This is a genomic window from Burkholderia sp. Z1 (assembly GCF_014893795.1).
GTDB classification, from domain to species: Bacteria; Pseudomonadota; Gammaproteobacteria; order Burkholderiales; family Burkholderiaceae; genus Burkholderia; species Burkholderia theae.
On record NZ_JACFYL010000002.1, the window covers coordinates 2,994,027 to 3,007,953 of the forward strand.

Genomic DNA, 13,927 nt, shown 5'->3' on the forward strand with positions numbered 1-13,927 from the left:
TGCGCTGCTCAGAACGCGATCGGATACGGCGCCAGTTCGCCGCTTTCGTAGCGTTGCGGCAGGTTCGGCGTCGCGTTTTCCCAGACCAGCAGCATCGAACGCTTCGTCGAGTAACCCTGATGCCGGATGTCGGCGGGCATCGCGCAAATGTCGCCGGCGCGCATCGTGACGCGTGCCCGCGGTGCGCCGGTGTTCTTGTCGCCGATGTCCCACACGATTTCGTCGGACAGTTGCAGGAACCACTCGACGCGATCGTTGCCGTGGAAGACCGGCAGGATGAATTCCTCGGTGGTCGGGCAGAACAGGCTGCGCCCGCACACCGACGTGACCGACGGATTCCACGTCACGTCCGAGCGCGACAGATACTTGAACAGGTTGAATGCGTGCAGCTCGCCTTCGAAGCCCGGTTCGACATGCACTTCCGGCTCGTCCTGCGCAACGTCGAGGAACGCGCGGTTGACGGGCAGTTCGTCGCGCAACGGCGAGTCGCCTTCGAGGCCCGGCATGCGGCGCGTCGCGATCCGCGTGCGTTCGATTGCCGCGCCGTTCTCGCCGTGCTTGCGCCCGAATGCCGTGCCGGTTTCCTCGGGCGCCGCGAACGGGTCGAATCCTTCGTTGGTCCAGTCGTGCAGCATCGCCTTGAAGGTCGCCATGATGGTGGGCGTTTCGAAGGTCTCGGTGTAGTCGACCCCGGCGTCCTTCAGGATGCCGTTGAAGGTGCCCGCGTACATGTCCACCTTGCCGTAGTGATTGCGCGTGCCGAACACGTGATCGAAATTCACCCAGCCGTAGAAGAAGCCCCATGCGACGTCGCGCATCATCGCGCGCAGGAACGCGTCCGCCGGCATTGCATGCGTGCGCGTCTGGCCTTTCGCGGGCCAGCTGATCTTCACGAAGTACTCGTCGCGCTGGAATTCGAACGCGCCGAGCTGGAAGCGGCGGTAGCCGGTGACGGCATCGGCTTGCGTGGATCGCACCAGATCGGCTGCGAAGCCTGCGGACGGGTCGAGGGTTTCGAGGGTGGCCATAACGTGTCTCCTGGGATAGTCGAATGTGGGCGGTCGGAAGGGTCAGTGCAGGCAGATCTCGGCCCACTTCTCCACGGACAGCTCGCCGAGCATGGTCTGGACGAGCGCGACCCCCGGCTTGCCGGCGGTGAAGCGGTACGCACAGCCGGCCGGAAGCAGCGCCTGATGGCCCTGGCGCAGGACGACGTACCCCATGTTGCGGCCAGCCGGTTGCGCGCCCGCGCTCACGGTGCCGCGGCCCGATTTCGGCGGTGCGTCGAGCTTGATGAATTCGATCCGGACTTCGCCGTCCATCAGGATCGCGAACTCGTCATGCGCACACGCGAACCAGGGCGACTGGCCCTCGGTCCTCAGTACTTCGATCACGTATTCGAGATTCTTGCCGGCGACGACCTTTTCATAAGGGGCCGACTTCGATGCCACCTCGAAGACATTCGAGAAGGCGTAGTGCTGCGCGCTGCCGCTGGTGATTTCGATCTCGCCCTTCTTGTAGCTGTCGAGCGAGCCAAAGACGGTGTGGAATGCCGTGTCGGTCATTGCTGTCTCCTGAGTTGAACCGCTTGTTGGATTCAACTCTAGGGGCAACCAACAACCGCAACAAGGCAACGGACGGCGATTACGGCATTTGCGTTTCGCGAATAATCGCGCGGTTCAGCGCACCCAGCCGCGCGCCAGCAACGGCACGTCCCACGCGGGTTCATCGCCGATGCATTCCGCGAGGAATTCGACCAGCGCTTTCACTTTCAACGCCTGTCGCTGCGTTGCGGGATAAACGGCGGCAAAGCTCAGCGGCGCGAGGTGGTAGTCGGTCAGGATCGGCACCAGCCGGCCCGCGACGAGCGCGTCGCTCGCCACGAGCGTGGGCAGGCAGACAACGCCGCCGCCTGTCAGCGCGCACTCCCGCAGCAAATGAACGGAGTTCGACCGAATCATGCCCGGCAGCTCCATTTCGACGACCTCGTCGTCGCGTGTCATCGTCCAGCGGTTGCGTGACGGATAACCCGAATACAGCGCGGTGGTGTGCTGCAGCAAATCACGGGGATGTTGTGGCGCACCATGCGCTTCGAGGTAAGCGGGCGACGCGCAAAAGAGACGCCTGACCTTGAACAGCCGCCGCTCGATCAGCGACTCGGAAATCGGTGGAAAGATCTGGAAGGCGATGTCGAACCCTTCTTCGACAGGGTCCACGACGCGGTCATTGACGATCACGTCGAGCTGGATGCCCGGGTAGCGTCGATTGAATTCGACCAGCGGCGGGCCCAGGTGATCGAGCGCGAAACCGGGCAGCACCTGGATGCGCAGCCGCCCGGTCGGCGTGGCGCGAAGCTCGCGCATCTGGTCGGTCAACTCGTTGACACGTCCGACCACCTCCGCGCACTCGCGATAAAAGGCCTCGCCCACTTCGGACAAGCGCACGTGGCGCGTGCTGCGATGAAACAGTGGCGCGTTGACGAACTTTTCGAGCTGCTGGATGCGATTCGTCACCACGGAACTGGTCACACCCAGCTGCCGCGCCGCCTCGGCGAAGCTGCTCGCCTCCGCGACCCTCACGAATGCCTCGATGCTCAGAAACCGGTCCATGCCGCGCCCTTTTTCGACAGCGAAGTCACCAGTCTACCTTTAGCGGGCAACGGGCTGTGTCATGCGGACGGCGTCACTGTGTCGCCTAATCGATGTCAATCGCGGAGGGTGCAAGCACCGGCGTGCACACGGCCTCGGTTACTTCCCTACCGTCAGCTCCGGTTGCACGGCCACACGACGCTGCAGCACCGCAGGCGCGGTTTCCTTCAGCAACAGGCTGACCAGGATACCCAGCACGACCGCGCACATCGGCAGCCACAGAATGTTCTGGATGCCGAAGTGTGCGGCAACGTAGCCGCCCATCGCCGGCGCGATGCCGCCACCGAAGATCTCGCCGACGCCGACCACCACGCCGATCGACGTCGACACGAGACCGACGGGCGCGGCCTCGGTCGCCACCGGGCCGGACAGCAGCGACACGAGCCCAAGCGTGAAGAACGACGCAACGAACAGCACCCCGAACAGCGCGAGCGGCTGCGGGCCGAGGCCGCGGAAAATATAGAGCATCACGGCCGTTCCGACGAAACCCACGATACTCGCGAAGCGTCGGCCAACCAGATCGGAGAGGCCGGGCAAGCCGAACTGCCCGAGAAAGCCGCCGAAGCCGATCGCCGACACGACGAGACCCATCTTCTGCGTGCCGAGCGACAGGTAATCCGTCAGATACAGTGGCAGCAGCGCGCCGAGCACGAATACGCCGGTCATCGCGCAGCACAGCGCAGCCATCGCGACGAGGATGTTGCGGCTCTTGAGCACGTGGCCGAGCGACGCTGGCGCATGCTCCGACGCGACTTCCTTCACGACCTTCGGCTCGCGAATGACGAAGAACATGAATGCGCCGAGGATCAGGCCGGGAACGGCCACGAGCGCAAAGACCCAGCGCCACGAGACGAAACCGAGCAGCTGGGTGGCGATGATGGGCGACAGCGCCAGCCCGAAGAGCGCGAAGCCGCTTTGCTGCAGGCCGAGGTTCAGGCCGCGCCGCCGCGGATGCGACGCGTCGGCCGTCGCGGCGAAGCTCGTCGGGCAGAACGAACCCTCGGCGACACCCATCAGCCCGCGGATCGCCATCAACCCGAGCAGGCCGCCCGCGAGCCCCGAGAAACCCGACAGCAGCGAGAACGCGATGATCGCCGGAATGAGCACCTTGCGCCGGCCGACCTTGTCCGAGATGCCGCCCATCAGCGCCGCGAAGATGCCCCACGACAGGCCGAGCACGCCGATGCAGTTGCCGACGTCCTGCGCGGTCAGGTTGAGGTCCTTCATGATCGAAGGGAACAGCGGCGCGATGAGCCAGCGGTCCAGGCCAACCAGCCCGAAGCCGAGCGCCAGCAGCGTCACCGCCTTCCACTCATAGGAGGTATCCCACTCGTTTGCTTTCATGTCCGTCTCCGTGGACGCTGCTTCGCCTGCGCGCGCCGCAGCGCCTGCGCATGAGTCAGGTCCGATGTCTTTTGTGTGGTGTGCGACGTGAATCGCGAGGAAGCGCCGGCCGCCTTTCCGGTTCCAGGCATCGAATCCAATCAGCCGACGCCACCACGATAGGTGCAACGCTGCCGATCGGGTATGGAACAACCGGCGAACGCGCCATTCGCGAAATGCAAATAATCGGTGGCGGTGGGCGGGAAGTGTCGGTGGGGAGGCGTGGAGGGAATGGGCGCGGTGCTGAAATGACGCTCACGCGTGCGTCACGGGGGAAATCCCTCATGGACTTCAACGAATCGGCGTACCGCTCCGTTCGCCCCCATGGGCAAACAAACATGCATGACAAGCTCACGGGCGCAATCCTGTTCGAGCCCTTTTCGTCACCGCAATGTGCCGCCGCACATTTTAAATGTAGGACAAATCCGATCTTTAGTTTTTCACACGCGTTTATTTCAATGAAAAGATCGAATAGCGCGCCTTGGCAGGAAAAAGAATTGGTTCACCAATATCGACACAATATCCGTCATATTACTTTTCTTAAAAAATCCCATCCCCAATAAAACGTCAACGACTGTTTCTTGAGGCGTGACTTTTCATCTCAAAATATCGATATGCATTGCAATCGATATATGTTTGATATTCTCCACATCGAAATTACGAGTGCCGTTTCTTTATTGAACCGAGAGTCCGCTTCGAACAAGTTCGAATTCGGAAAAATAATAATGAGATTGCAGTTATGTCGATAGCAGCAACACTCCGAAACTTTGCATCCGGTCTTGTCGACCGGAACAAACGTCCCGTCGCCCTTCATTTCGGGCAGGCGCAACGCACAGTCGGTCATCTGCTGGCGCTCCATCACGCCGATATCCGTGAAGGGTTGATATCGGGCATCGACGGGCATCTGACCTGCGTTTCCACACGCGATCATCTATCCCCGACGCTGTTTCTTGGCCTGCCTGTATCGGTCCGGCTGACGACCGACCGGGGCAACGTTCGGACGATCAATGCGATCGTGCGGGACGTGCATATCGGTCAATCCGATGGCGAACTGACGGTGTACCAGCTGCATGTCTGTGACGCGCTTTCGTTGATGGACCGTCGCACCAACTCCCGTGTATTCCGATCGCTGAGCGTCATCGAGATTCTTGCCACGCTGATGAACGAGTGGCGACAACGCAGTGCCGCGCTCGCGCGTGCATTCGATTTCGACCTGTCGGGATTGCGAACCGAGCGCTATCCGGTGCGTGAACTGACGCGGCAAGTCAACGAGTCGGACGCTCGTTTTGTGCGCCGACTGCTGCGACGCGAAGGCATCACGGTTTTTGCGAAGGCCGGCCCGGTCGGTGACGCGCGCGGCATGACCGACGAGCAGCCGATCCACACGCTCGTATTCTGCGACGACCCGCTTCGATTGGCGGAGTCGCCCGCCGGTACCGTGCGCCTTCACCCGCGCGATGCGGGAACCGAGCAACGCGATACGGTGACGCTGTTCGCGCATTATCAAAGCCTGTCTCCCGGCAAGGCCAGCCGCCCGTCGTGGGACTACAAGAAAGCCCGCGTAGACGAATCCGCCATCGCAACCGGCATCGATCAGGGCGACGCCGGCAATGACCTTGCCCGATTGCTGACCGACGTTGCGATCGACATTCCGCACGTGGGCGATTCGTGGAACGACCACGACCGCCTCACACACGACCGGATACTCGCTCACCAGTTCGAAGCGGAGCGCTACGACGGTATTGGTAGCGTCCGCGATATGCCGGTCGGTTGCTGGTTCACGCTGACGGGCGACCCTGAACTTGACATGAAGCCGGCCGACCAGCGGCAGTTCGTTGTCACGTCGGTTCGGCACGATATCCGGAACAACCTCCCGAACGACCTGACGGGCCGCGTGATCACGCTATTCGCGGCGAGCCGGAACCTCACGCAAGCCGTACCACCCGCATCGGCCGAGGCATCGGAACAGACGGACACGCGCTACGAGAACAGTTTCACGTGCGTGCGTCGCGGTGTGCCGCTCAAGCCGTCCTATGAACCGAAGATCGACCTGCCGCCGGTCCACCTGGTGACCGGCACGATCGTCGGCACGCAGGGGGACGAAGTGTTCTGCGACGAAGCCGGCCGCGTGCGCGTGCAGATTCACGGCTTCGATCCGGCGGATCACGCCCATGCGCAAGGCGCCGGAACGAACGGCTCGGCCGGCGACAGTGCGCCCATACGTGTCGCGGCGAGTCTCGCGGGCGGCAACTTCGGTGCGCTCTTCCTGCCCCGCGTCGGGATGGAAGTCTTGCTGGGCTGCCTGTCGGGCGATCCGGACCGTTTGGTCATCATCGGGGTCTTGAGCAACGGCGCAAATCCGCCCGCGACTTTCACGCATACCGGCGCGCTACCCGGCAACCGCTACGTGTCCGGGATCAAGACCAAGGAAGTCAAGGGGCATCGGTACAACCAGCTTCGCCTGGACGATACGCCGTCGCAAATCTCGGCGCAGTTGGCGAGCGAACACGCGCACACGCAATTGAATCTGGGGTATTTGACGCAGCCCCGCAAGGATGGACACGGGAATGATCGGGGCGAAGGCGCGGAGCTGCGCACCGATGCCGCTGCAGCGTTGCGGGCCGCCCAGGGCATGCTGTTATCGACCTACGCGCGCACACGCGCGACCGGTGGTCAGCTCGATCGCGACGAACTGATTCACCTGCTCGACCACTGCACGGAACTGTTCAAATCGCTTGGCGACTATGCCGGTCAGCACGGCGGACAGTCCGCCGACATCGACGGCCAGAACAAGATCGCCGACGCGTTCCGCAACTGGGCGCCCGGCACCGCGGAGTCCGGTGCGGCCGGCGACGCGTCCGCATTGATGGCGTTCGGCGCGCAGGCAGGGTCGCTACACGTCACTCCCAAGACGCAAGTCATGTATGCGGGCGAGAACATCGACCAGATCGCACAGCAGCATGTGCAGCTCACCAGCGGCGAGCGCATCAATCTGCATGGCGGGCATGGCATCGCGATGTTCGCGCATAGCGATGGCGTGTCGGCGATCGCGAATCAGGGAAAAATCACGATCCAGTCGCAGAACGACGACACGCAAGTGGATTCGGCGAAGAACATCCAGTTGACTGCGGCCGGCGGAACGCTGGCCGGCATGGCCAACGACCAGGTGGTACTCGTCACGTCCGGCGGTGCGTATCTGAAGCTTGACGGCGGCAACATCGAACTCGGTTGCCCCGGCATCTTCACAGTGAAATCGGCGGGCCATTCGTGGGATGGCCCGGCCAGCATGAACGCCGATATGCCGAAGTTCGACAAGGCCTCGCTCGGCCGTGTGCCGAAGCTCGTTCGCGCGACCGATGGGGATGCGGTGGCGGGATTCGACGGGCAACTTCGGAAGGCGTCCGGGGCGCCGTCGAACCTGACCACCGACACGGCCGGCGAACTGCCGGCGGTCCATGCCGACCAGTTCGAAAAGCTGGCGGTGAAGTTCATCAAGAAGAACGTATAAGACCATGACCGAATCGTTTCTCGATCCTCGGCCGGTGGCGGATGCGCGCGGCGAACGCCCTACCGCAAAGACCGATGCACCCGACGCGGCCGCATCGCGTTCCGAACCACCGCTTATCGTCGTCGGCAAAACAGAAGGGCCGATGTTGTTCGACAAGGACAAGCGGCTTATCTGCGTCAAGCAACTTCCGTTGCCCGGTGTCGTGATCTTCGTCCACGGCGTCAACTCCGAAGGCGAATGGTTCAAGGCATCCGAAGAAGGATTGTGCGAAGGTCTGAATCGCCGGCTTGGACGCCTGGATGATCAGATGAAGTATCGAGGCGTCGACGCAGGACAGTTGACGCCTGCGAAGTACACGGAAGGCGTGACGCAGGATGGGTTTCTGAATCCTAAGCTGCTGCCCGACAAATACGTCAAGCCTGATCCGTCGTTTTCACCGGTCATCCATTTTCGTTGGGGCTACAAGGCGACACTGGAAGAGCTGAAGGAGTATGGCGACAAGATCTTTCTCAACGAAGAAGACTATTGGGGTGGCGGTCCATTCACCAACGGTTGTTCAAGCCTCCCCGATCTTTGGCACGGCGGCCTCGATGACCGCGCGTTCGGATGGACGTCCGTGCAAGGTATCAATCCGACCAACCGGCCACTGTATCGCGCGCCGCCGCGTGCGTACGGTGTACTTGCGGCCTTGCGCCTCGCCAAACTGATCGAGTCGATCCGCAGAATGCAAGCCAGCGTTCCTATCACGGTTGTTTGCCACAGCCAAGGCAACATCGTCGGACTGACCGGGGCATTTTTCGGTGACGCGTTGGAGGAAGTTGAAGACCCGTGGGGGCATAAGGGGCGATGCGTTGCGGACGCGTACGTGCTGGCGAATGCGCCATACAGTTTCGCCACAGGTGAAGGCCAGCAAAAATCCAGCACGTTCATGGACACGTGGTCACAGCGCGGGACGAAGGACCACAAGGGCAATCGCGGGAGGCAGACTTACGCGGCACGCACGCAGACGTTCGGAAACTTCTTGTCGATCATCGGTGCACGCACCGCATATGAACCGTCACCGGACAAGGTCGATGAAGACATGGCGAATGGCCGCGTATCGCCGACGAGCAACAAGTCCTATGCCGCGCAGGATGACCGTGCGCGTCACGGTCTGAATGGTTCGACATATGGGCGCGTCACGTCGTATAGCTGTCCGCACGATCAGGTGATCTCGGCGGTGACCGTGCAGGGTATCGGGTGGCGCGGCATCGGCAAGCATGAACTCGACGACATTGGCGTATCCGGCGTCCTGACGCAGCGCGTGTTCGCGTCCGGTTTCCCTGTCGGTGTGCAAAAGCCCTATCGATATTGGGAAGACGACTGGAGGCACGGCAAGGAGGGGACGACGCCGGGCTTCTGGTATCCGCCGTCGTTGCCGGCCAAATTCGGTCTGATCGGTGCGCTGAAAGGAAACGAATCGATCTTCGGGATGATGGGAACGTTGATCACTGCGCCGATCTTGTATGCGGCAACCGCGGCAACTTCGGCAATGAATCTGTTTCGTGTGAACGAAGATCCGCCGAAGGGATGGACGGTCATTGCGGATGCCCCTGCCCTGGACGAAACGTTTCCACCGCAGGCGCTGCGGTTCGGCAAACCGGTCGAGACGAAGGACGGTGGCGCGGTGAGCGACTTCAACGAAGGCAACGATCCGCCGTCCGCATGGCGCGACGCGAGCAAGACCGACGCGGACAAACAGGCCGACGATCCTTACGACCAGTACAAGGCGAAGAATGAAGATGGCGACGCCCACGGCACGGCCGAGAGCGAAGCCGGACAGCGCTACGAGGACCGCGCGCTGATGCGGATGGAGGCACGCCGCACATTGAACAAGGAATGGATCGACAGCAAAGGCCGCGTGATCGGTGAGGATGGGAAAAGTCCTGTGCCTGACGGCTACAAGGAGTGGCGAGACAAGCAAATTGTCGACTGGCTTGATCGCGGTACGACCAACAGCCCGACGAACCACTCAACGACGATGACCAACCCGGAGCATGCGAAAAAGGCGCTTGCGTACGATGTGGCGATTGGTCCTTGTTATCTGACGCTCGATCAACTCAACGATCTGCGCATCGAGGCCGATTGGCGGATGGGTAAAGGTGTTTCGGAAGACAACCCGAATAGAAAGTACTACGACTATTTTTCGCATGGTGAGATTGACGAACTTCCGATGGAAAAATGGGTACATGCCAAGAACAGCGAAGGCAACATTCCCTCTTCGATCGCGGATGAGCGCGAAGGCGAGTTCTATCTGAAGGTCGGAGGGGTGATATGAAGACAATGATCGGGACATGGCCGCGACGCATTGCCGTCGCCGTTATGGCGTGGATAATCGCGATCCCACTGATGGCCACGCTAATGGCATACGTAGAACAACCGGACCCGGCACACTTGGAAATAGGAGATTGGATGAAACGATTCGTAGTCGTGCCCGGATTGTTGGCTCTCTCGATGTTTCTATTCACCACGGCCGTGGCGCGCCCGGCGCATGCGGTGCAGCCGCCCACTCCAGTCACTAGCGTCGCCACTCACACTAAAGAACTCGCCGAGCCCTTCGTTGCGCAGGTCGTTGGTCTGATTTGGCTGAATCCATTACAACGCAAGGACTACCCGACGGAATGGCAAACATTGTGGGCGCAAGGACTTACCACGCCGAACAAAAACGACGACATGGTACGCACGGACCCAGAGTCGTTCGCGACGCTCAAATCAATAGGAGCGTTAGTGTACGGAAATCGTGGGAAAGAGACGTTTAGGGGCTTCTATCGCAAGTACATGTACGATTTTCCGCTATTGCTTCGCTCGCGCTATGCGACAAATCCGAAGTATTTCTACACCGTGAGTCCTGACGATCGCAATGACTGGCGGGAATTGGCGGGTATTCGTGTCGAACTTGCCATTCCGGATCGACTTGATGCAGTCGACTCACAAAACTACCTGCGAGACTCGATCCGAAAGACCTTTTCGATCGGCAATCCAAATTTCCCAAAGGTATGGAGCCGCGACACGCCCCCCGATGTACAAGTCACGCAAGGCAACGCAAACGCCGGCTTCACGTCACTGAACAAGGCGCTGGACTACCTGCAGGCGAACCCCGACAAGAGCGTATGGGTGATGAACTGGGATGCACCGAGTTTCCCGCCCACGGATGCGCAGATCAACGAGAACCTCGTCGTGCTGTTCCTCGCCGGCCCGACCTTCAACACCGAGCGCGAGCCGCTCGCATGGATCGGCAAGGCCGCGACCGGCAACACCGACGCGTTTTCGCAGAAGGTCGGCACGACGCGATCGGTGCAAGCGTGGAAGACGACCATCGACCAAGCAGCGCGCAACGCTGGAATCGCAGTTCCGGATATCAAGTACATCGTTCACGATGCCGGTGCCGGTAGTGACGCCGCATCGGCGCGACTTGTCGGGTTGTCTCAGACACTGACCGAAGTCCTGCCGGAATACGACCATGCGAAGCAGGCGTTCAACACCGCGGCGCTGCTCGGTGACATGGGAACCGGTAGTGCATTGACCGACGTTGCGCTGGCCATCGGCCGAATCAATCACTACGGCGGCAATGCCCTGGTTGCAGGTACTACCGACCCAAAACACCCCGCAGCCGTGGTGGTGATGCCACCGTCGAAACTCACGCCAATCGATCCGAACAAGGACTGGTTCCGCGCACGCGGCGGGAACAACGCTTACCTGCCGTGGTGGGGTCGTCGTCACGATACGAACTACGGGATGCAGGGTTATTCATGGTGATGTGAACCGACGCGCGACGTGTTGCGTGCGAACGCGACCGCCCGCACCGAATCACTCAGGAGACTGGTTATATGCGAGGAATTGTTCGAGTAGGCGACATGCACACCCACGGCGGCCGAGTCGAATCCGGAGCGGAAAGGAGCAAGGTGATGGGCCGCGCGGTCGCCCGCAGCGGCGACGCGTGTTCATGTCCGATTCACGGACCCGGTGTGATTGCCGAAGGTGACATGGCGTTTGATGTTGAGGGCAGCGCCGCCGTATTCGACGGTCACAAGACCACCTGCGGCGCGGAGCTGATTTCCTCTCTGCAGACTTCCGGGCGTGTCTGAATGACGCAGATTCGACGCATGACCGCCGAACAGTTTCAGCTGTTGCGCCTGCAAGATACCCGGATCAAGCCCGTCAACCATTGGGCCTTGTTTGAAATCTTCGTCAAGGGTCGGTCGCAGCGGACGCTCGCCGCCGAGCTCGGCATCACGTGTTCCGCGATGTCGCAACTTGTACGGAAGGTGTGGCAAAGGTATCTGGCACTGCCGGGCAGCGGCACACACCTGACCACACTGACGATCACGATCCCGGCGAAGTACGAAAGCGCATTGCATGCGTGGGTTCGTGATGCCCATCGATTGGCAACGCCATCCGATCCGCGGCTGACGAATTGATCGAACCGGGGAACGGTAGCGACCGCCTCCCTGAATTGGGACGCCCCCGACATCCGTCTGATCAATCCGCCGTCACGCACCCTCGGCCCACCAAAAAATAAATTCCCCCATTCCACATCCATAGAAAACGATATTCCATATCGAGCTGAATTCACAACCAACTTTGGATCCATTTTCCCTCATGTCCCCCGTATCATTTCTCCCATTCCGAAAGAGAAAGAGCAAGAGAAGGACATGAGCGATACCACCACGCTGCACTACCTCGACTACGCGGCCACGACGCCCGCGGATCCCCGCGTGATCGAAGCGATGACGACCTGCCTCGGCTTCGACGGCATCTTCGGCAATCCCGCATCGAGTTCGCACGCTGCCGGCCGGCTGGCGCGGGAACAGGTCGAGCGCGCCCGCGCGCAAGTCGCCGCGCTCATCGGCGCGGATGCCGACGAGATCGTCTGGACCTCCGGCGCGACCGAATCGAACAACCTCGCGCTGAAGGGCTACGCGGAAGCCGCGACCGGCAAGCGCCACCTGATCACGAGCCGCATCGAGCACAAGGCCATTCTCGACACGATGGCGAACCTGTCGAAGCACGGCACGTCGGTCACCTTTCTGACGCCCACGCGCGACGGCGAAATCACCGCCGACGCGGTGGCTGCCGCGATCGGTCCCGATACCGGCCTCGTGTCGCTGATGCTCGTGAACAACGAGCTCGGCACGCTGACCGACATCGGCGCGATCGCGCGCATCGTGCACGCCGCGGGCGCGCTGCTCCACGTCGACGCCGCGCAAGCGCTCGGCAAGACGCCGATCGACGTACGTGCGCTCGGCATCGACCTGATGTCGATGTCCGCACACAAGGTTTATGGTCCGAAGGGCATCGGCGCGCTGTTCGTCCGCCGCGACATCGCCGACCGGATCGCCCCGCAGATTCATGGCGGCGGACACGAACGCGGACTGCGCTCGGGTACGCTCGCCACCCATCAGATCGTCGGCATGGGTGTCGCGTGCGAACTGGCCGCCGACAAACTCGACGGTGAAGCCGCGCGCATTGCAGCGCTCGGCGCGCGCCTGACGGACGCGCTGCTTGCGCTCGGCGATGTCACGCAGAACGCTGCCGCCGCGCGCCGTATCCCGCACACGCTGAGCCTGACGGTAAATGCACCGGGTTTCTTCCCGTACATGCTCGGCGACGCGCTCGCCGTGTCGTCGACGTCCGCGTGCAACTCGACCAGCGGCGCACCGTCCCACGTGCTGACCGCGATCGGCCTCGACGAGGCGACTGCCGGCCGCACCGTGCGCGTGAGCTTCGGCCGCTTCACGACGGAGCAGGACGTCGACTTCGCGATCGCCTGTTTCCGCAAGGCGATCGAGCAATGCCGTGCGACGGCCGCGAGCGGGTTCTCGGCGTCGCGACAGATCACGCCGGCCGAACTGAAAGCGATCCGGAATGCCGGCTTCCGCTCGGTGATCTGCAACCGGCCGGACGGCGAAGGCGACGATCAACCGGCGTTCGACGAGATCGCCGCGGCAGCCCGCGAACTGGGCCTCGAAGCGCGCTACCTGCCGGTCGAGCGCGACCGCATCGGCGACGCGGAAGTCGACGCGTTCGAAGCCTTGCTCGACACGCTGCCGAAACCCGTGCTCGCGTATTGCCGCAGCGGCAGCCGGTCAACGGCGCTCTGGAATCGCGTGGCGGCTCGGCATCCGGCCTGAGGCGATATCACTCCGCGCGGCACGTGGATGTATGCGAAGGAAGCCGTGACGTTGATGACGGGGTTCGTCCGCGGCGGGCTGCTCGACCTCGGGCAGTTCGACGTGACGGTCTTTGCGCTCGACGATGCGAACGACACGGTCGCGCACGCGGCGGCGAACGGCGGGCCGTTCAGGATGACGGTGATCGCGCCTTGAGGTCCGCGCGTGGTGCACGGGCG

At 62.0% G+C, this 13,927-nt stretch carries 12 protein-coding genes; 8 read left to right on the plus strand and 4 right to left on the minus strand.

The window, feature by feature from the left end; all coding sequences use genetic code 11:
* Positions 1-8: 8 nt before the first annotated feature.
* The 4 genes from H3H55_RS30305 to H3H55_RS30320 all read right to left on the minus strand — a co-directional run bounded on the left by H3H55_RS30305 (position 9) and on the right by H3H55_RS30320 (position 3,992).
* Positions 9-1,028 (minus strand): hydroxyquinol 1,2-dioxygenase, encoded by a 1,020-nt coding sequence (locus H3H55_RS30305; protein WP_129516468.1) that lies wholly within the window; start codon positions 1,026-1,028, stop codon positions 9-11.
* A 42-nt stretch (positions 1,029-1,070) separates the two neighbouring features.
* Positions 1,071-1,565, minus strand: a complete 495-nt coding sequence (locus H3H55_RS30310; protein ID WP_193101431.1) for a hydroxyquinol 1,2-dioxygenase — start codon at positions 1,563-1,565, stop codon at positions 1,071-1,073.
* A 114-nt stretch (positions 1,566-1,679) separates the two neighbouring features.
* Positions 1,680-2,609 (minus strand): LysR family transcriptional regulator, encoded by a 930-nt coding sequence (locus H3H55_RS30315; RefSeq protein WP_129516466.1) that lies wholly within the window; start codon positions 2,607-2,609, stop codon positions 1,680-1,682.
* Between the two features lie 138 nt (positions 2,610-2,747).
* On the minus strand, positions 2,748-3,992 hold the full coding sequence (locus H3H55_RS30320; protein ID WP_129516465.1) for an MFS transporter: 1,245 nt from the start codon (positions 3,990-3,992) through the stop codon (positions 2,748-2,750).
* A gap of 50 nt (positions 3,993-4,042) precedes the next feature.
* Between H3H55_RS30320 and H3H55_RS30325 the strand changes: the two genes are divergently transcribed.
* The 8 genes from H3H55_RS30325 to H3H55_RS30360 all read left to right on the plus strand — a co-directional run bounded on the left by H3H55_RS30325 (position 4,043) and on the right by H3H55_RS30360 (position 13,904).
* A complete protein-coding gene (locus H3H55_RS30325) occupies positions 4,043-4,594 on the plus strand; it encodes a hypothetical protein (RefSeq protein ID WP_193101433.1) in 552 nt (183 codons plus the stop codon).
* 176 nt (positions 4,595-4,770) lie between these two features.
* A complete protein-coding gene (locus H3H55_RS30330; RefSeq protein ID WP_193101435.1) occupies positions 4,771-7,539 on the plus strand; it encodes a type VI secretion system Vgr family protein in 2,769 nt (922 codons plus the stop codon).
* 4 nt (positions 7,540-7,543) lie between these two features.
* Positions 7,544-9,856 carry a DUF3274 domain-containing protein gene (locus H3H55_RS30335; protein WP_193101436.1) on the plus strand — a complete coding sequence of 771 codons (2,313 nt, stop codon included), beginning with the start codon at positions 7,544-7,546 and terminating at the stop codon, positions 9,854-9,856.
* Between the two features lie 134 nt (positions 9,857-9,990).
* Positions 9,991-11,334, plus strand: a complete 1,344-nt coding sequence (locus tag H3H55_RS30340) for a virulence factor (protein ID WP_193101438.1) — start codon at positions 9,991-9,993, stop codon at positions 11,332-11,334.
* A gap of 71 nt (positions 11,335-11,405) precedes the next feature.
* Complete coding sequence (locus H3H55_RS30345; RefSeq protein ID WP_193101440.1) at positions 11,406-11,663, plus strand: PAAR domain-containing protein; 258 nt, start codon at positions 11,406-11,408, stop codon at positions 11,661-11,663.
* Between the two features lie 18 nt (positions 11,664-11,681).
* On the plus strand, positions 11,682-11,996 hold the full coding sequence (locus H3H55_RS30350; protein WP_193101442.1) for a TrfB-related DNA-binding protein: 315 nt from the start codon (positions 11,682-11,684) through the stop codon (positions 11,994-11,996).
* A 234-nt stretch (positions 11,997-12,230) separates the two neighbouring features.
* Positions 12,231-13,709 (plus strand): aminotransferase class V-fold PLP-dependent enzyme, encoded by a 1,479-nt coding sequence (locus H3H55_RS30355; protein WP_193101444.1) that lies wholly within the window; start codon positions 12,231-12,233, stop codon positions 13,707-13,709.
* Between the two features lie 54 nt (positions 13,710-13,763).
* Entirely contained in the window at positions 13,764-13,904 is a 141-nt protein-coding gene (locus H3H55_RS30360; protein WP_226800409.1) for a hypothetical protein, read from the plus strand.
* The last annotated feature ends 23 nt before the right edge of the window (positions 13,905-13,927 follow it).